At 40.1% G+C, this 19,519-nt stretch carries 14 protein-coding genes; 7 read left to right on the top strand and 7 right to left on the bottom strand.

Annotated elements, in window-relative coordinates:
- Nucleotides 1-41 precede the first annotated feature (41 nt).
- The 7 genes from KCTC52924_RS10585 to KCTC52924_RS10555 all read right to left on the bottom strand — a co-directional run bounded on the left by KCTC52924_RS10585 (nt 42) and on the right by KCTC52924_RS10555 (nt 10,966).
- Nucleotides 42-680, bottom strand: coding sequence for a hypothetical protein (locus KCTC52924_RS10585; protein WP_251808196.1), 639 nt, complete (start codon nt 678-680; stop codon nt 42-44).
- 4 nt (nt 681-684) lie between these two features.
- On the bottom strand, nt 685-1,956 hold the full coding sequence (locus tag KCTC52924_RS10580) for a hypothetical protein (RefSeq protein WP_251808195.1): 1,272 nt from the start codon (nt 1,954-1,956) through the stop codon (nt 685-687).
- A gap of 187 nt (nt 1,957-2,143) precedes the next feature.
- Nucleotides 2,144-3,265 (bottom strand): metallophosphoesterase, encoded by a 1,122-nt coding sequence (locus KCTC52924_RS10575; RefSeq protein WP_251808194.1) that lies wholly within the window; start codon nt 3,263-3,265, stop codon nt 2,144-2,146.
- A 67-nt stretch (nt 3,266-3,332) separates the two neighbouring features.
- Nucleotides 3,333-4,538, bottom strand: coding sequence for an exo-alpha-sialidase (locus KCTC52924_RS10570; protein WP_251808193.1), 1,206 nt, complete (start codon nt 4,536-4,538; stop codon nt 3,333-3,335).
- A gap of 351 nt (nt 4,539-4,889) precedes the next feature.
- Nucleotides 4,890-6,542, bottom strand: a complete 1,653-nt coding sequence (locus tag KCTC52924_RS10565; RefSeq protein ID WP_251808192.1) for a SusD/RagB family nutrient-binding outer membrane lipoprotein — start codon at nt 6,540-6,542, stop codon at nt 4,890-4,892.
- An 18-nt stretch (nt 6,543-6,560) separates the two neighbouring features.
- Nucleotides 6,561-9,953, bottom strand: a complete 3,393-nt coding sequence (locus KCTC52924_RS10560) for a SusC/RagA family TonB-linked outer membrane protein (RefSeq protein WP_251808191.1) — start codon at nt 9,951-9,953, stop codon at nt 6,561-6,563.
- Nucleotides 9,954-10,015: 62 nt separating this feature from the next.
- Complete coding sequence (locus tag KCTC52924_RS10555) at nt 10,016-10,966, bottom strand: PKD domain-containing protein (protein WP_251808190.1); 951 nt, start codon at nt 10,964-10,966, stop codon at nt 10,016-10,018.
- A 305-nt stretch (nt 10,967-11,271) separates the two neighbouring features.
- On the opposite strand from KCTC52924_RS10555, the gene KCTC52924_RS10550 reads away from it, so the two are divergent.
- The 7 genes from KCTC52924_RS10550 (at nt 11,272) to KCTC52924_RS10520 (ending at nt 19,511) form a co-directional block, all read left to right on the top strand.
- Entirely contained in the window at nt 11,272-12,588 is a 1,317-nt protein-coding gene (locus KCTC52924_RS10550; protein WP_251808189.1) for a hypothetical protein, read from the top strand.
- Nucleotides 12,589-12,599: 11 nt separating this feature from the next.
- The gene (locus tag KCTC52924_RS10545) at nt 12,600-13,982 is read left to right on the top strand and encodes a PhoPQ-activated pathogenicity-related family protein (protein ID WP_251808188.1); all 1,383 of its coding nucleotides are present in this window, start codon (nt 12,600-12,602) and stop codon (nt 13,980-13,982) included.
- Entirely contained in the window at nt 13,969-14,889 is a 921-nt protein-coding gene (locus KCTC52924_RS10540) for an alpha/beta hydrolase (RefSeq protein ID WP_251808187.1), read from the top strand. Before KCTC52924_RS10545 ends, KCTC52924_RS10540 begins: the two co-directional genes overlap by 14 nt.
- A gap of 14 nt (nt 14,890-14,903) precedes the next feature.
- A complete protein-coding gene (locus tag KCTC52924_RS10535) occupies nt 14,904-15,935 on the top strand; it encodes a polysaccharide deacetylase family protein (protein ID WP_251808186.1) in 1,032 nt (343 codons plus the stop codon).
- A 203-nt stretch (nt 15,936-16,138) separates the two neighbouring features.
- Nucleotides 16,139-17,023 carry a bile acid:sodium symporter family protein gene (locus KCTC52924_RS10530; RefSeq protein WP_251808185.1) on the top strand — a complete coding sequence of 295 codons (885 nt, stop codon included), beginning with the start codon at nt 16,139-16,141 and terminating at the stop codon, nt 17,021-17,023.
- Between the two features lie 24 nt (nt 17,024-17,047).
- The gene (locus tag KCTC52924_RS10525; RefSeq protein WP_251808184.1) at nt 17,048-18,367 is read left to right on the top strand and encodes a sugar MFS transporter; all 1,320 of its coding nucleotides are present in this window, start codon (nt 17,048-17,050) and stop codon (nt 18,365-18,367) included.
- A 64-nt stretch (nt 18,368-18,431) separates the two neighbouring features.
- Complete coding sequence (locus KCTC52924_RS10520; RefSeq protein WP_251808183.1) at nt 18,432-19,511, top strand: exo-alpha-sialidase; 1,080 nt, start codon at nt 18,432-18,434, stop codon at nt 19,509-19,511.
- Nucleotides 19,512-19,519: the final 8 nt, after the last annotated feature.

The following is a 19,519-nucleotide window of genomic DNA, read 5'->3' as shown; positions in this document are numbered from 1 at the left end:
CAAGTCAACCCTATATTATAGTTCCAATCGGACATGAATTGCTACCGTCCAGAAATATTTATTCCCAATCCCAAGAAAACTACAACAAAAGAAATTAAACTGATAGGAGGCAATCCACCTTGCCAATTGGAGGGTAGCATCCAGTTAGAATACCCCATAAAAAAAAGGTGTAGCCCAAACAACAACAATAATCCCAAAATAAACTTTTTGGAGGTTACTATTTTTATCAGTTTTTCCTTACCCGCACGGACACCCCCAAAACAGTGATGATATATTATCACTAGCATAAAGCCAACAACCCCTGCAAGCAAACTTAATGACCCCTTGGAGGACAATGTTCCATCCTCCTCAAAAAAAACACTAAAATAACTTGGGTTAAAAATCAAAAAACTTAACAATACATGGGCAATGGTCAACAAAAGACCAGAGATTCCCAAAACCTTCTTGGCCTGTCTGGAAGAAAAGAGCTGAACACCTAAATTAGACAACGGCCTTATAGATATACATAAAGACAAAAGGGTTATCGCGGCAAGGGAAATTCCCTTGTTAAGGATAAATACAGGGAGGTCTTTCCAGGGAACATCGCCCTTTATTTGATATCTTAAAATGGCATATCCAATAGAGATCGCAACCACAAGAATAATGAAATTAACACCATTTTTTTCTTTCTTAACACTCATAGACCTAATCTAAAGGGAATCTATTATGTCCTCCTATATCGCCATGCAAACTGCTGGCTAAAAGCGCCAAAAAAGCCATAAATAATATAGCGCCCATTAGAAGGTAAATCCATTTTTTTACTGGCACCTTATCCAAGTCCCCAAATGAAATGGGGGCATTTTTAATTCGACCCAATATAATTATTATCAATACATTTAACAAATACAAGTGATGGGTAATTTCCATTACTCCCCCAAAAAGCCCCTTTACAATATAACTGACCAATATATAGGGAATCCATAAGATAAATAAAGCATGTAGTACATCTTTTTTTTCTATGCGCTCTTTTTTCATTTTCCAATACAATAAACACATCATCATCAAGAGTATTATCGCTGCCACTATTGTACTTGTGGTAGCTAGGGATGCTACATTTGGCAAATCTTTAAAACGCCGAACCAGATGTTCGAAACTCAAGGATTCCCTATAAACGATCAGGGGTATAAACAGCCCAACGATGATGTAGGAACTCCAGTTTTCCCATTTTTTTGGTCCAGGAATATCTTGGGGCCATTTGGAGCTAAATACGCCGTAGGCCATCCCTAGGCCTCCGAAAAATCCGATACTATATTCCATAACGTTCCACATATTAAAGGAAACCTGCCCTATTTTCCCCATCACTTGTAAAAAATTACCGAACCCAAACCCTATACCGGCTCCCAGCATGGAAAAAAATGCCACTCTCATAGCAGAATTTCTCTTTCCCCTTGCCAAATGCCACAACATCGCCAATCCGGCTCCCAAACAGACCGCCCAGGCTTCTGAACGTGGCGGGGTCATTTTAATTCCTATTTGTTCTACCAAAAAATAATACCCAATGAGTCCGCCTACTGCCATTTCTGTTATTAGCGAACCCCATTTCACCCTATTTTCGCGGGTGGAATCCAAGGTAAGTCCCACCAGTCCACCTCCCAACAATCCGAAAAGTCCGCCTATGACGAACAACATCCCTAAACCGTAAAATGCATTGGGAAAATTATCTGCATTCCCATAACCAACCACCATTCCATAACTGATCATACCACCAGCTCCCCAACCTACTGCCGAGGCCAAGGCAACAAGCATCATTTTACGGTACCAATCCCGTCGTTGCGACACAAGTACCAACGCCAATCCTCCAATTCCTCCTGCCCATGCAGCTCCTTGTTCATGTCCAAACTGACCTCGTATTGCCCAAGCTGTTGCCAAAGACATCGCGACAATAAGCATGGGAATTCTCCAATTGGATGTTTTCATATATAGCTATTTAGCATTTTTTATCGATCCTATTTCGGCTGCTCCAAGGGGTCAACTCAGGAAATAGTTCTAAAAATTTGTTGGCATCATGAAGCCGACAAATGGATCACTTTTTTTTATTCAGCTGCTAAACTGATGCTTATTGGCCGCGAGGGATATCTGTCAGGTTTAAACACTAGGGACCCTGTTATTTTCGTCTTTTTACTTCTACTGTTTCTATCTCGTTTCCATTTATATCGGTCACTAAAAGCACTGCTTTGTTCTTTTGGATCTGCACGTTTACAAAATGCTCTATTTTACTAGATTTTTTTGTTTCGGGAAGCACCAGATCGATATCATATAGTGGTGCTCCGGCTCCAGCGGAGGTAATATAATGGACTCCATTTTTTGTAGCTCTATGGTAATGATGATCATGACCATTAAAGAACACCTGAACGTTATGCCTTTCAAAAATATCGCCCCAGAATTTTCTAGTTTTCTCTGCTTCGGCTTTTCTATTTTTCATGGCACTGTAAAGGGGTTTATGTTGAAAAATAAAAACAAAGCCTGCCTCCTTATTAAGTTCTAACACTTTTTCCAACCATTTTTTTTGAGTGATGAAATATTCTGAGAATGCTTCTTGCCAAAAGGCATCACTATTTTTATCGGAAACAAATTCGGGTTGGGAGATCTGTTTTCCTTCACTGTCCAACACGATCATCAGGGCGTCTCCAACCGTGAAGTAATAATATTTCTCATTATTGGGAAGGTCAAACAAATCGTAATAATAGGGAGAATCCTTCTCGTGATTACCTAGCACCGGATAGTATGGTGTATTTCGCATCAAATCTTTGTTTACCTCAAAAAACGCTTCCCAATCCTCTATTGAGCGACCGTTGGAAACCAAATCTCCTGAATTGACAATGAACTTTGGATTGGTTTCCATTATTTTGGCTACCACCTTGGCATGTACATCATGCCTACTTCTAGAATCGCCGGTCACCACAAAATTAAATGGGATTCTTTCTTCTGGATAGGTCGTTAATGTTCCTTTCCCCTCATCGGTTCCATCGTTAAGCACATCATAATTATATTCCGTATTGGGCTTTAATCTGCCTAAATGGATTGTATGGTGTTTGTATTCAGTTATGGTTTTCACATTTCCTTCAGGATCAGTCAAGGTGGGCTCACTTTCTTTGGTGGACCAGTTTATGGTGGCCTCCTTGGTTCCCATTTGCTGAATATAGGGCCCGAAGGCAATTTTTTGGTTTTCTTGTGCCATACCAATAACACTGATCAATAGGTAGGATAAGAACAATACTTTTTTCATGTTTTAAATTTTAAATATTTATGCTACTATTTTAACTGCTTTGCCATTTTCTCTTATGACGTTATTTTTATTCCTTTATCCATTTCGATGGAAAGGCTACATGCTTTATGGTTTTATTCCCCTTTATGTGATAGGAGTAGGTAATATGGACCAATCCATCACTGGATTGAATCATGGACGGATAGGAAAACGACCCGTCTTTATTGCTTTCCATTTCAAGAGACCGACTCCATTTCCAAGTTTTTCCTTCATCATCCGATAGGCTTACGGCCAAACTGTATCTCCCCGATTCCAAATCGTTGTAGACCATAATCCAATCGCCATTATTAAGCACCAAGGTTTCTACACTGGTGCCTGGATTTGGAATATTGGATTCGGTTGCTGCTGTCCAAGAATAGCCTTCGTCCGTGGAAGTACTTTCCAAAATCCTTCCTGGTGCATCCCCATTATCGCGCATATAAGCTATTAGACTTCCGTCTTTCTTTTGCACAATACTAGGCTGAATATTGCCATAGCCCACAATAGGCAAACTAGGTTGCCAAGTGGCACCATCATCATCAGATATACCGATCAGGGAAAGATTATAACCATCCGAATAAAGTGGCAATAGGATTCGCCCAGAGGGGAGTACAATGGGATGGATCCGCGTCATCCATCCAGTTTCTTTTTTAGTCTTATCCTTTGCGGCCTCTAGGATCATATTTTCGTATTTTGGCGCATATTCTGCCCATGTAAGGCCTCTAGAACCCATTTTATTAAACTGTTCCTCTATGGTCTTTTCAAAAGATTCATCGGGTTTTAAAAGGATAACATCCTGCCATTCCCATTTCGGGATATCCGATTGCATATAATCTGAAGCTACCTTATATTTTAATATAGACCGCTCCCATTGATTGGCCTGAACCACAATCCAGAACAGGTATAATTTCCCTTTCGCATCCAAAAAAAGCACAGGGTTACAATCTGGTTGGCCAGGCGTGTCGGCCAATAAGAAAGGTTCACTCCATGTCTTGCTTCCTTTTTTTAATTTGGAACCATTTATGACTACATCATTGGAATTGCGTTCACCAGAACCTTGAAACCAGCACGACATAAGGTCACCGTTTGGAAGTTCTACGATAGAACTAGAGTGCACATGTTGCCCTTGAAAAGGAAAGATGTACTCCTCTCCATACTGCTGTTTTTGTGCAAAAAGAGTAACGGATATAAAAAATAAAACTAAATAACAAAGGTAGGTTCTGTACCTATTTTGGATGGCAATCAATCTATTCATATTTAAAAATTTGTTTTGGTTCTACTTCAATTGCCATAATTATATCATAGCCATTTAAAGCGGTTGTTTTTGCGGTTTTAATCACTGATTCTATTTACACTGGATAAAAGTGGAACAGATTAAGGGAGGTTAATTAGTTAATACCTACTAAAATAATTCATTTTCCTTCCCGTTATCACCGGGTTGTGATGAAATACATTGAAAAAGAGGATGTCTAAAAACAGTCTGATTTTCCTGTCGAGCGAAATTGCATACTTGCTAACATTACGCCATTACAAGTTTTCTACTGCGCTAAAATGAACCTCAAAATCTATTTTTTAAACTTCCTCTTTTATTTAATTGAAAAAATTATTAATACGGTTTTCCCGTACCCTGCAGCAACCACATTTTGGACCATGCGCTGTTATTACTATCTGGTGCGGTAAATTGTGTTGGCTCCAACTTATCAATGGCATCATTAGCATTTTCAGTATTGCTATTAATTTCATCGATATTATAATAAAATCTCAGTGGAATTGCAGCACGTTTGCTTGATGGCCCTGTGGTAAGGTTAGGCAAGCCCGTCCTTCTGTAATCGAACCAAGATTGGGTCGCAGAAGTCCAACTAGCTATCCATTTTTGCTCCATAATATCCCCCAAGCCTCCAAAGCTTATTCCTGCCATATAATTGGCATACTCATCTCCAATACCCCAAGCCTCAAAAGACTGCTTAATACCCTCGTTATAGTAATTCTCTGCACTTCCGGACACCCAACCTTTAAGTGCTGCCTCCGCCAAAATAAAGTTAACCTCGGCTGCAGAAATCAATCTCGACTTTAACAAGGGGCCCTTAGCTTCCTTATAAATATCATTTAACTGGGAAACAGAAGGATTATAAGTTCCTTGGGCCGGATTTACCCTTAAGTTAAATGAGCCTCCGAAAGGAATGGCAGTTGGCAATCCCACATAATCTTTATTATAGTTTACAGGTACCCCTACAATCTCCAAATGATCATCAACCAATTTTTGGCCAACATATCTTTCCCCGTTGCGAATTTGATCCGTATTCTCAGGCTCTCCTGTAGCTAAAACCAAAGGTATTTCTATCTTATTGGCCCAAACCCCCAATCTAGGGTCATCCAAAGCCAGCAAAGCATCTACCAAGGTTGCCGACATTTTAATTCTAAAATAGTTTCCAGCTGGATCACTACTAAATTTGGTTGTTGATGGCCATGAATCGGCTCCACTTGAACCAACATAATCTACATTAGCATCATCGGAAGCGTTCATGATCAATGGATATTGACTTGGATTAGAAGTAATATTTTTAATTCCTGCTTCTGCTATCCCTGGCTCCTTTTCTGATAGTCGCATGTAATAGCGAAGTGCTAATGAATTGGCAAATTTCCTCCATTTAGCAACATCGCCACTATAAAGGATATCCTGATTTTCTAGAATACTAAAATAAGCATCTTGATTTTTGGACAATAAACTATTCGCCCTATCCAAATCCGATAAGATACCCGTATAGATTACCTTTTGGTTATCAAAGGCGGTATCAAAAAACTCAACCCCTTCATCCCCTCTTAGCGCATTGGTATATGGTGCATCACCATAGAGGTCGGAAATCATTCCGAATAAATAGGCCTTCATAACCAATCCCACTCCGATATGAAACTCCAAATTATCTACTTCAGCTTTCTTTAGCAGGGTTTTATCATTTGTCAAAAGGCTATAATAGCCGTTCCAATTAAAGGATCCATTGCTCCAATCGTAGGAATTATGTCCTCCGGACCAACCATCTTTTTGGGTATGCTGCATCACCCCAGCAATATCCCCGAATCCCAAATCAACCACATTCTTGGCCGTTCCTGAAATTACAGTGGCAATCAAAAGATTGGGATCCACATTGTCCGATCCTATTTGATTAGGATTTTCATTTAAGTCCTCTAAGCCGTGGCAGGACACTAAAACGATGAGTCCCAAAACCAATATGGCTATTTTATTTATTATCTGATACATCATGATCTAAGTTTTATTTTATTAAAATGTTATACCAATTTTAAAACCAACTGGGACAACCCATGGATCCACATTATAGCGCTCAACACCCTGCTTAAACTGAGTGCCTCTTTTATCTTTACCCGTTTCGGCCTGAAATGCCCTTTCTGGATCTATTCCGAAAGCCGAATCCTTGGTCCACAACATAATATTTCTACTGTAAACAGATACACTAACATTATCCAAGCCTGTTCTAGATAAAAGCTTTTTAGGAAGATCATAGCCTATAGATACTTCCCTAAGTTTTATATAATCTGCATCGAACATATGCTGTGTTCCAAATGCCCATGGATGGGAATAGGAAAATGGCATAAATAAGGTACCCACATTTCCAAGGTTTTCACTGACCAATACAAAGTTGCCGTTTCCATCATAAGTCCCAATAACTCCTGCATCAAAAACACCGTCGTAAACTACAGAACCCCCAAAAGATTCGGGAAGACCCCCGTTACCTGGTGTACCACCTATAGACCTAAGATCTTCACTGAAAATAAATTCCCCTGCATTGTCTAATACCCACTGTTTAAGTTCAGGTCCTGGCTGGGCAATACCCGGGTTTACCATTTCCAAAAGTTGTCCCCCAAAACCATCTTCTGTCATATATCTGGAGGTTTGAGACATATACTGTCCGCCAGAACGCCAATCGAAGGTCATGTTCAATGTAAAGTTCTTGTACGAAAAACTGGATTGCAGTCCCAAAATAAAATCTGGATTGTAGTTTCCCACTTTAACCAATTCTTCTTGAGGCAACCATTCTCCTTCATCGGGATCTATCAAAGGATATCCAAAATAGGGGGAATTTGCATCGGTAACTCTTAATTTTTCCAAGGAATATATATTTCCAAGCAAGCCATCTTCTCCGGTGGCTGGGTTAGCCACATAACCTCGTGACTTACTTTTGTTTTCACTCCAAAATTCAATATAATCTACACCGTCAGACAATTCCAAAATTTTAGATTCATTCTTAGTGAAATTAAAATTCAAATCCCAATTAAAGTTCTCCGTTCTAATGGGAGTTACACCTAGAGAGAGTTCCCAACCCTTACTTTCCAGGGCTCCAGCATTAATACTCACACTACTATATCCTGAAGATCCAGGGATGGTAATATTGGGTACAATTTGATTTCTGTTTTCAACCGTATAGTAAGTTCCTTCAAATCGAAACCTATTGTTGAACATGGTCAAATCCACACCAAATTCTTTTGAGGTGGCTTCCTCTGGTTCCAATGTAGGTGTACTTAAACCTCCAGAAGCGCTATATAGCACTGCATTGTCCCATACCCCGGCATTATTGTAATACGCCCCCAACTGATAGGGGCTGGTGTCATTACCCGCTCTCGCCCAACCTCCTCTAAGTTTAAAAAGATCCACCTTAGGAATATCCACGACCTCGCTTAGCAAGAAACTCAAGGAGGCGGAAGGATAAAAATAAGACCTGTTGTCTATGGGCAAGGTACTTGCCCAGTCGTTCCGCGCACCCACATCTAAATAAAGCATATCCCAAAATCCGAAATTGGCCAAGGCATACACACTATTAATTCCTCGTTCACTAAAGAAACTAGAGTAGTTCAAAGCCGTAGGAGCAATATTCTTTACCGTAAACAAGTTTGGAACAATAAGTCCAACCCCAGAGAATGCAGAATTACTAAGCCCCGTGTTCTTTTGGTACATTAAGTTTCCACCACCGGAAAGACTAAAATCGAAATTACCAAAATCCTTTGTATAGGTTGCCAATACATCGATGTTAGTCTCCAGACCTTCACTTTTAGCAATACCATAGGTTCCATTATTGGTCTCCCTGCTATACCCTGGAGCCATTTTAGTTTCTTGAGTCTGATTAAAACTATTCATATTATAACTAGTCCTCAATTTAAAAGCGGGAGAAACAACCCAATCCAAGGCCACATTCCCAAAGATCCTAAATCTGGAATAACTATTATTTATCTCATTTGCCAAAAAGTAGGGATTATCATAACCTGGTAAAATCGTCAATACATCCGTACCTGGTAAATCATAATCCCTTAATATCCCAAGATCTATATTACTAGGAGTACTATATGCATATTGTAAGGGGTTAGCACCTCTGTTGGACGCTGGCCTATTATCGGCATAACTATGTACCACATTTACATTAGTACTTAGAATCAGCTTATGATCCATGTTAGAAGATGCCGATAATGAAAAACTGTTTCTATTTACGTCAGAATTGGGAACCAAACCCGTATTGGACATATTAGTTACCCCCATTCTATAGTTCATGACATCCGTGCTATTCGTAACCGAAAGACTATTATTGGTAGTTATCCCTGTTTGCACAAAATTTTTAACGTTATTGGGATAAGACCTTAATTCGGTGGGTATGGGAACTCCGTTGGCATCCAAAGGCGCCCTCCATTGCACGGCATAATACCCCTTATCCAATTCCGGACCGCCGACACCACCAAACGAAATATCTGGCATTAAATAACTACCCCCTTGAGATTCTGGGGAATACGAAAATTGACCAGAGGCAAACCTAGTGTTCTGATTTAAAAATTTATAGGGTACATCAAAAACGGTACTCGACGAAAAGGAAACCTTCATTTTCTCCTTATTCTTAGCCTTTTTAGTGGTAATCAATACCACCCCGTTACCAGCCCGAGAACCATAAAGCGCTGCAGCACTGGGTCCTTTTAAAATAGTGACATCTTCAATACTATTGGGGTCCAAATCCGAAATAGCGTTTCCGTAATCCACAGCATTCCTATCTCCAAATCCACCAATATTATTTAGGGAATTGGATATGGGAACCCCATCGATTACAAAGAGTGGCTGATTGTCCGAACTCAAGGAAATGGCTCCACGAATTACCATACTTACAGAAGAACCTGTGCCTCCCGTAGAATTAAGGGTAACACCGGCCACCTTTCCTGACAGGGAATTCAATACATTCTCCTGAGCTACTCGGGTCAGTTCCTCCCCTGCTACATTTTCAACAGAATACCCCAAAGACTTATCTTCCCTTTTGATACCTAAAGCGGTCACCACTACCTCATCCAAGGCTTCTGCACTTGGAGCCATAGCAATGTTAATGGAAGTCCTACCATTAACGGCAGTTTCCTGTACCTCAAATCCCAAAGAAGTAAAGACTAAAACACCATTCCCATTGGGTATGTTAATACTATAATTACCATCAAAATCAGAAGACACTCCTTGGGTGGTTCCTTTTAGTACGATACTTACACCAGGTAATGGCATACCGTCTTCTAAAGACGTAACATTACCCGTAACTGTATGTTGCCCTGATTGCGCCGATAGCAAGGCCGTGCAAAATAACAGCAGCAGCAAACACATTTGTTGAACTATCGGTTTTATATAATTTATGTAATTGTTCATAAAATTGTATTGTGGTTGGTTAATTTATTCTGAATATCCCTATCTCCCATTGTTTAGATGAATTATTTCACAGCCTCAAAAGTAAGTACAAGTGCATGGGTACTGAGTGGCGCATAATCCGGAGAAGCAGATATAAACATGATTGCTTTCAATGAATTATCCTTAACTTCCTTAATAATCACCTTTCGCTCGTAATCTAACAATCCAAAAAACATGGTCCCCGAAAACTCCAAGGTACTTACTCCGTTATAAGTCAAAGCCCCTCCAGGCCCATATACAGATGATACAGTTAAATCAGCATTTTCCTTATAAGTAAAAGTAGCATTGGGCTCTGGGGCAAATAAGCCAGTACACAAACCAAAATCTTGATTACTACTGGGGTTTTTTATTCCCGCACCGCCAGTTGTCAAAAACTGATAGACCAAACCACTTAATGCGGCCCCATCCTTTAAATCCATCGAATAATCCCCATTAAAATTAAAGGTATACTCATCCTGATACACTTCGCTCAGTCCTAACCCACCTCCTAATATACCCGCTGGAAGAGGGTTTGGAGCTGCATTAAAAGGGGTCAAACCTGCATTTGAATTGGCGAAATAATCCCCAGCAGAATGGGCGCTTGAAATTCTCCAAGTTTTACCACTGGTAGCTGTAGGGCCACCTGTAAGTAATATATAAGGCGTTAAATCCACCGCCAAATTAAATTCCTTACTCACAGAACTTCCATCTGAAGATGTTGCGGTCAACTTCCCAGAATAATATCCTCCATCAGAGAAGACATGAACCGGGTTCTTTTCCGTACTGGTAGACCCATCACCAAAATCCCACAGCCATGAGGTCGCGTTATTGGTCAACCCCTGGAAGGCTACTTTCTTTCCAACGGTACTCTGAAAAACATCTACGGTAAGAGGAATATCTTCCAAACCACTGCTATCATCTGAGCTACAAGAAGACAATGATAGCATGATCGAAAATAAAATTCCATACAACAGTATTAGATTTTTTTGAATCATAAATAGTAGTTTTAAGTTAGTTTTTTTTGTAATGCCTAAGATCGAATAATATTAATCACCAAAATCCTATTCGCAACTTGATGTCCATAAGTTAACGATATGTTAATATTAAGGCTAATTAAATGCACTTGCATCAAAAATATATTTAAAATCTTCAATACTATTCAGTTATATTATTAAATACACATTAAATATTAACCCTCGATTTAATAAATTAAATATATTTTTGTTAAATAAGTCAATATTCTTATTAAGTTTTATGCATGCATAATAAGAGCATTTTTAACATTTAAATGTGAAGATTTATGAATATAAAATCTTACAGCGCATCTGAGTCAAGTTTGAGCTTTTTACTCATTACATTCTTCTTATTAGCATCTCTTACTATCTATTCCCAGCAACTAAAGGTGGGAGCAGCTATGCGTAATATTACCCCAGACCCTCTTATTGCTGTTTCGGGGGGAGTAGGGATTCCAAAACCTGCAAGTGTCAAAAAAGGTGATTTGACCGTAAGGGCCATGGTCTTGGAAAAGGCTGGGGAGAGAATTGCAATTGTCAATATAGATAACCTTGGATGGCCCGCTGCACTTGGCAACAGAACCAAGGCCTTAATTAAAGGCATTCCCCCAGAAAATATTATGATTGGCGCCACCCACACCCATAGTGCCCCTGATGCATACGCCTTTCCAGATGAAACTGGAAAATCTTCCGCAGACCTCGCGTATTTAGATTGGTGTGTTACTGAGATGGCAGATGCCATAAACGAAGCTATAGAAGGTTTAGAGCCCGCTTATCTGAAAATTGCAGTTGGAGAAGCTAAAGGAAAAATTGCCTACAACTATTATGCTCCTAATCTGTACGACCCAAGATGTGGAGTGATCCAGGCCCTTGGGACCGGAGGAAAAAATAAGGACAAGCCTATAGTTACTCTGGTAAACTATGCCATTCATCCAGAGGTAATTGGTAATGGTCAAGGAATATTGAGTCCAGATCTAGTAGGTCCATTATATGACCGTATAGCCACTAAAACCCAAGGGATGGCTATATTTATGAACGGGGCCCAGGGAGGAATGGTCACTGCAGACAACAGATTGGACCAAAACAAAGAGGCAAACGACTGGGAGGAATGTATTAGAATAGGCAATTTGTTGGCAGACGAAGCCCTGCGTCTGTTATCCGATGCAAAACCACAGCGCAATCCACAACTTTTCATACAGAGTCAACAAGTAACTTTCCCAATCGAGTCAGAAATGATGCGATCTATTCTGAATAACTCTCCTTTAAGTCTGGGAACTACCGAAGATGGGAAGATCTCAACCACAATTAACCTTTTAAATATAGGCACCGCCCAGATACTTACTATTCCAGGGGAGGCCCTTCCCAATATTGGCTATTTTCTTAAGCGAAAAATGCCAACTGACCATCCATTTCTATTTGGGCTGACCAACGATGCCTTTGGTTATATCTTAACTAAGGAGGATTACAACAGTTTTAAACGGTACGAATATATTACCAAGACCAGTTTAGGAGAAAGGACTGGGGAAATCATGGTCACGGAACTATTAAATCTCGTTAAACGTAGTCCAGAACCAGACAAAACCATAACACCATTATCACATTAATATAAGAAGCAATGAAAAAATACCTATTCCTATTTCTATTGATGTCCTTAACACTGGTTTCTGCCTGTAAGGAAGGTCCAACCAAATTGGCAGACAACAAGGACATCTCAGATCCAATAACACCCGAAACCGCTTTAAAAAGTTATTTACACAATAACGACTCCCATTTTAAATGGGAAATTAAAGACACCTATAAGATTGGCGAATCTACAGTTTACGATCTTCTTCTGACCTCCCAAAAGTGGCGCGAATTTATCTGGACTCATCAGTTATCAATAATGGTGCCTAAGGAGGTGACCCACAATGGAGCCTTATTGTTTATTTCCGGTGGGAGTATAAAAGACGGTTCTCCCAATTGGTCGTCAAATCTAGGGGATAAAAGAGCCCTAAGTTTTAACCATATTGCAGAAAAGAACCAAGCAATTGTAGCCATCCTAAAACAAGTTCCCAATCAACCACTTTATGATGGTTTGGTAGAGGACGAACTAATATCCTATACCCTACACAATTACAAGAATGACAAGGATCTTACTTGGCCTTTGCTTTTCCCAATGGTAAAGAGCGCTGTTAGCGCCATGGATGCGGTACAGGAGTTTAGCAGTAAAGAATTAAAACAACAAATAACCCGTTTTACCATATCGGGAGCCTCCAAAAGAGGTTGGACCACGTGGTTGACTGGTGCCAATGACAAAAGGGTAACCGCTATTGCCCCCATGGTCATCGATGTACTTAATATGCCCGTGAGCCTAGATTATCATATTACCGCATGGAACGAATACAGTGATCAGATCAACGATTATATAAAGCTAGAAATTCCCCAAACCGTACGTTCTGCAGAGGGTAATGCCATTACTCAAATGGTGGACCCCTACTCCTATAGGGACAAACTCACTATGCCCAAATTGATATTTATTGGCACCAATGACGAGTATTGGCCCGTAGATGCCGTTAAAAACTATATAGATGATATCCCCGGCGAAAATTATCTTCATTATGTTCCTAATGCAGGCCATGATCTTGCTGGGGGAGAACAAGCCTTGAAAGCATTGAGTGCGTTTTGGGGAAAATTATTAAATGAAAAACCCCAACCTCCATTATCCTATAAAATAAACTCTGATAAGGAATCAGCCACTTTAACCGTAACCACAACCTCCAAGGAACTACAAAATGCGTATTTGTGGTCTGCAGATTCCGAAGATCGCGATTTTAGGGATGAAGAATGGACCCCCATTAAAATTGAAATAAAAAACCCAAAGGATATTTTCTACCATATCCAATTTCCGAAAAACGGATTTAAGGCATTTTATATCGATTTGGAATTCAGCGACCCAAATGGTGGTCTATACACCAAGAGCACTAGGATGTACGTAACGGATACCGATGAAATTCTTTAGAAAAAAAAACAGTCGTTGGTCGGTTGCAATAGTTGCTTTACTATTGTTGACCTGCATGTATCTGTTGATATCCTTTCTTAGTACCAGCCATAGTATTTCGGTAACCAACTATTATGAATATGACAAGGCAATCCCCTTAAATGACACGCTGGCACCCTTGCAGGATACTTCTGATTTTTATCTGTACCACCTACAGTACACCAGTGTACACAACAAGATTGTAACCGGACTATTGAGTATACCCAAAATTGGAAAGGCTCCCTATCCAGTAATAATTTTAATGCACGGACTTGGCGACCATAAGGCGGTAGATTATGTAGCCTATGGCAATTCTCTTTTTACTAAAAATGGATATGCTGTCTTGCGGTTAGATATGAACGACCACGGGGAAAGAAAAGGGGATTTTTATGATTTCGATCTTACTGGGCCACACAAATATTGGACTAGGGAAATTATTGCCCAGACTGTTTTTGACCTAAGACGTGCCGTAGATTTTATAGAGACCCAAAATAATCTAGATGCCTATAGAATAGGGTATTATGGTATTAGCCTTGGGGGAATAACGGGCACAATATTCTGCGGGTTGGAAGACAGAGTAAAAGTTCCAATTGTAGCATTGGCAGGGGGACAATTAAATCTACTTTATGGAAAGGGCGGTCTATCGCGGGAGGCAAAAGAATTTACCAGTATTATTGAACCTTTAAATTTTGTAAAGCAGATAGCCCCACGTCCCTTTTTAATGTTAAACGCCAAAAATGACGAGGTAGTTCCGCCAATGATGTCCAAATTACTTTTTAAAGGCGCGAGGCAACCAAAAGAAATAATATGGTACAATGCCAAACATAGGGACGCTCCTTTAGACAGTATCTATGGCGATGGCCTCAATTGGTTTAACGAATATTTATAATCAAAAAATACATCATGAAAAAATTACTCTTAACTAAATCTATATTGGCCTTGAGTCTTTCTGTATTTCTAATGGGATGTGGAGAAAAGAAAAGTAAGGACCAAGTAGCCACAACTACCTTGGATAGCTTAGAACAGTTATCCGAAACCCCCAATACATGGGCCGAAAAATTGGGCTGGCCAGCAGGAAAAAAAATTATCATGCTACATGCAGATGATATTGGCATGTGCCCAGAAGCGAATATTGCGGCCAAAGCGCAACTGACAACTGGCCAAATTCAGTCCGCAGCGGTAATGATCCCTTGTGCCAGTGCCGAAGAATTTATCAGCTGGGCCATAGAAAATCCGAAAATGGATATCGGGTTGCACCTTACCCTCACCAGTGAATGGAAGGAGTACCGCTGGGGGCCTATCACCGACAAAACCCAGGTCCCCGGTTTAGTGGACCCAGAATCCAAATTATGGCGAAGCGTACCAGAAGTGGTACAAAACGCCTCTGATTTAGAAGTGGAAAAAGAGATCCGCGCCCAAATAGAACAATCCATTGCTTGGGGCTATACCCCAGATCATATAGACACGCATATGGGGACCCTGTATGGCGATCCTAGTTATGTGAAAGCATATATTAAGGTAGCTCAGGAATACGGTATTCCAGCAAATATCATAGACATTTCCAACCCAAAAGTATTGGCCCTATTTAAGGAACAAGGATATCCTTTGGATGATTCGGTTGTTGACATGATAGCTGGCTACACTCTTCCCAAATTAGACTTTTTTACGAGTGCCCCTAAAGCCAAATCTTATGACGAAAAGATAGCCAACTTTAAAAAACTTATTCTCGCACTGAAACCTGGACTCACCGAAATTATTTTTCACCCCTCGGTAGAGACCGAGAACTTAAAGGGAATAACCAATTCTTGGCAGCAAAGAGTATGGGAGGCCAAAATGTTCGGAGACCCTGATCTAATCGATTTTTTCAAAGAAGAGGATATCATTTTTACCAATTGGAAAGAAATTATGGAGCGGTTCAATGCCATGAAAGAATAGGACCGGACAACAATAAACAAATTAAATTATTCTTGCCTATTGCCTCATAACCGAAGACATCCGTTAATATTAGGTAATATATGATGTAATTAGCACAATATATACGAAGTAATTCTCAGTTCTTTAAAGTTTATTTGTCAGTAGTGGTTGGTTTGCGGCCATGCGTATTTTGTGTCAACAATTTAAGATAGCAACACTAATATATGAATACTACTACTGGAATTATTCTCGCAATTTCATTAATTATAATCATGTTCGGGATGGGACTTTCCCTAACCCTTTCAGATTTTAAGAGAGTTTTGATCTACCCGAAAGCCATGATTGTGGGCCTTTCCTGCCAAATTATTCTACTTCCGCTCATCGGATATCTTATCACCCTATATTTAAACCTGTCTCCTACCACGGCCATTGGCGTAATGTTATTGGCCGCATGTCCTGGTGGACCAACTTCCAATATGTTGACCTATTTGGCTAAGGGAGATTTGGCATTGTCTGTTTCCCTTACAGCGGTGGCCAGCCTGCTCACCATTATTACTATTCCGATCATAGTGCAATTTGCGCTGGTAGAATTTGCAGATCAAAGCTTAACGGTCAGCGTAGATGCCATGACCATGGTTAAACAATTATTGGTCATCGTAATTGTTCCCGTAGGGATAGGAATGTTGGTGAAAGATAAGTTTCCCCACTTTGCAAAAAAAATGGACAAGCCCGTGAAAATAGCCTCTGCCGTAATTTTTATCTTGGTCATTATTGGAGTTACTTTTAGCATTAAAGATGTTTTTATGAGTTACTTGCAAGAAGCGGGGCTTCCAGCTATTTTGTTAAATATAAGCACTATGACCGTTGGTTTTCTACTGGCTGTATTGTTTAAACTATCCAGACCACAAGCCATTAGTATTTCCATAGAAACCGGAATTCAAAACGGGACCTTGGCCATAACTTTAGCCACTATTGCACTTAACAATGCGGAATATTCCATTGTTCCAGCAATCTACGGTCTCCTTATGTTCGTTACCGCCACAGGTATCATATTTATAAGAAAACCACTTGGTGTAAAAGACGAACTAAGCATAGAAGAAAAATTATAAGTCAACATTACCTCCCTCCTCGATATGAAAAAAAGACATCTAATTGTAATTCTAATCCTTTTCATCTTTTTTGTCATTTCCTTTTTGACCAATATTTTAGGGCCTTTGATCCCCGATATTATTACGGATTTTAAAATGAGCCTTACCATGGCTGCATTATTGCCTTTTGCCTTCTTTATCGCCTATGGTGTTTTCTCGATCCCATCCGGAATTGCAGTAGAGAAATACGGGGAAAAAACAACAATTTTGGGAGCATTTTTTATCGCATTTTGTGGCGCAATTTTGTTCTCGCTCGTCCCCACTTTTCCCATTGCTTTACTATCCTTGTTTTTAATAGGTTCAGGAATGGCAATGTTACAAGTAGCTATTAACCCTTTATTACGGGTTGCAGGAGGGGAGGAACATTTCGCCTTTAACTCTGTGTTGGGACAATTGGCGTTTGGACTAGCCTCTTTTGTGAGTCCATTCCTTTTTTCTTATCTAGTTCTAAATCTAGAAGACTACTCTGGAACAGAAAACAGCAATTTTATGATCACTCTTTTTCATAATTTGGTTCCGGCAGAACTCCCTTGGGTATCTTTATATTGGATCTTTGCCATTATTTGTTTGTTGATGCTGGTCTTAATCGCTCCCGTAAAACTTCCCAAAGTGGAAAGAAATGAGGAGGAAAAAGCGGGAAATTGGGCTACAAATAAAGTGCTTTTAAAAAATAAAAAAGTCATCTTCTATTTTATGGCCGTGTTCGCCTATGTGGGTACTGAACAAGGCGTAGCCAACTGGATGTCCCAATTTTTATCCCAATATCACGGTTTTGATCCCAGAATAGAAGGTGCCACCACTATTTCCCTATTTTGGGGATTGTTGACCGTAGGTTGTATCCTTGGTCTTATTTTGCTAAAAATAATGGATAGCAAACTAGTATTAAAACTCTTCTCTGGAGCCGCAATCCTGAGTCTCACGGCCGCCTTATTTGGATCTGCCCAGGTGGCACTTATTGCATTTCCTATGATAGGTTTTTTTGCTTCTGTAATGTGGTCCATCATTATTTCATTAGCATTGAATTCTGTTAGGGACAATCACGGGGCGTTATCTGGCATTCTGTGTTCAGGAATAGTAGGCGGTGCCGTAGTCCCTTTAATAGTAGGTTCTATTGGAGACGCCATTGGACTAAGGGGTGGAATGATTTTTTTATACCTGACCTTGGGCTTTATTTTCAGTATTGGGTTTTGGGCCAAACCTTTAATCAATAATCAAACTACTAAAATAAAGGATCTATTAGGCTACAAACCTGCTCCTAAACCCTTCACTGATTTTAAGAGCAATATTTACCCACCTAACAATTAAGAAAATGAAGAAAAAATCCATTTTTCACAAAATAATCATACATCAATTTAAAAAAACCAATCGGATGAAATTACTATTCTTTTTATGTTCTTTGATACTCATATCTTGTAAAGGAAAAATAGAAAAATTACCCGATATTATTCCCTTAAACCATCCTGCCATTGTAGAACAGGAATTTATTTACGAATTAGATAAGGCACTGACTCCGGAATGTCACGCCTCTACCGTAGAGGTCAGCAATGGTATTGTGGTGGCTTCCTGGTTTGGGGGTACCAAGGAAAAAAATGACGATGTAGGGATATGGGTATCGCGCAAAACCGACGGATCTTGGTCCGCTCCCGTAGAGGTGGCCAATGGGGTACAAGCAGATGGTTCCCGATTTCCTAGCTGGAATCCGGTGCTGTTCAAGCCAAAAGACCAACCCCTAATGTTATTTTACAAGGTAGGGCCCGATCCTAAGGATTGGTGGGGTCTTTATATGACCTCCAATGACGATGGGAAAACTTGGTCTGCCCCTATAAAACTTCCTGACGGAGTCTTGGGACCTATAAAAAATCAGCCTATACAATTGGCTAATGGAGAAATAATATCCCCATCCAGTACAGAAAGCGATAAGGACGGATGGCAGATACATTTAGAACATAGCTCAGATTCGGGTAAAACTTGGTCCCGGACCGAATCCCTGAACGACGGAAAAGAATTTGGTGCCATACAGCCAGTAGTATTAAATTATGGCGATGGGAAACTACAATTATTGAGCCGTACCGAAAATAATGTAGTCTCACAAAACTGGTCCAACGACTTCGGTAAGACCTGGGATAAAATGACCGCCACACAACTACCCAATCCAAACTCGGGTATCGATGGCGTAAGTCTAAAGGATGGGCGACAATTATTGATCTACAACCCCACAGGAAAAAACTGGGGAGACCGGGTACCTTTAAGTCTGGCACTATCCTCTGATGGAAAAAAATGGGATAGAGTGCTAGATTTGGAACCCCTACGCGAAACCACGGATAAAGAAGGCGAAGAGTACTCCTACCCTACCATGCTACTGGCAGAGGACGGAATGGTCCATATTGTATATACCTGGAATCGAAAAACGGTGAAATATATAAAGTTGGACCCAACAAAACTTAAATAAAGTAGGCT

The sequence above is a fragment of the Arenibacter antarcticus genome (genome assembly GCF_041320605.1).
In the GTDB taxonomy this organism is placed as follows: domain Bacteria; phylum Bacteroidota; class Bacteroidia; order Flavobacteriales; family Flavobacteriaceae; genus Arenibacter; species Arenibacter antarcticus.
The sequence above is the reverse complement of the archived record's forward strand: the minus strand, read 5'-3'. Positions and strand labels throughout refer to the sequence as shown.

Coding starts and splice junctions, on each gene's coding strand:
- KCTC52924_RS10585 (WP_251808196.1), bottom strand. CDS start 680: ATGAGTGTTAAGAAAGAAAAAAATGGTGTTAATTTCATTATTCTTGTG.
- KCTC52924_RS10580 (WP_251808195.1), bottom strand. CDS start 1,956: ATGAAAACATCCAATTGGAGAATTCCCATGCTTATTGTCGCGATGTCT.
- KCTC52924_RS10575 (WP_251808194.1), bottom strand. CDS start 3,265: ATGAAAAAAGTATTGTTCTTATCCTACCTATTGATCAGTGTTATTGGT.
- KCTC52924_RS10570 (WP_251808193.1), bottom strand. CDS start 4,538: ATGAATAGATTGATTGCCATCCAAAATAGGTACAGAACCTACCTTTGT.
- KCTC52924_RS10565 (WP_251808192.1), bottom strand. CDS start 6,542: ATGATGTATCAGATAATAAATAAAATAGCCATATTGGTTTTGGGACTC.
- KCTC52924_RS10560 (WP_251808191.1), bottom strand. CDS start 9,953: ATGAACAATTACATAAATTATATAAAACCGATAGTTCAACAAATGTGT.
- KCTC52924_RS10555 (WP_251808190.1), bottom strand. CDS start 10,966: ATGATTCAAAAAAATCTAATACTGTTGTATGGAATTTTATTTTCGATC.
- KCTC52924_RS10550 (WP_251808189.1), top strand. CDS start 11,272: ATGAATATAAAATCTTACAGCGCATCTGAGTCAAGTTTGAGCTTTTTA.
- KCTC52924_RS10545 (WP_251808188.1), top strand. CDS start 12,600: ATGAAAAAATACCTATTCCTATTTCTATTGATGTCCTTAACACTGGTT.
- KCTC52924_RS10540 (WP_251808187.1), top strand. CDS start 13,969: ATGAAATTCTTTAGAAAAAAAAACAGTCGTTGGTCGGTTGCAATAGTT.
- KCTC52924_RS10535 (WP_251808186.1), top strand. CDS start 14,904: ATGAAAAAATTACTCTTAACTAAATCTATATTGGCCTTGAGTCTTTCT.
- KCTC52924_RS10530 (WP_251808185.1), top strand. CDS start 16,139: ATGAATACTACTACTGGAATTATTCTCGCAATTTCATTAATTATAATC.
- KCTC52924_RS10525 (WP_251808184.1), top strand. CDS start 17,048: ATGAAAAAAAGACATCTAATTGTAATTCTAATCCTTTTCATCTTTTTT.
- KCTC52924_RS10520 (WP_251808183.1), top strand. CDS start 18,432: ATGAAATTACTATTCTTTTTATGTTCTTTGATACTCATATCTTGTAAA.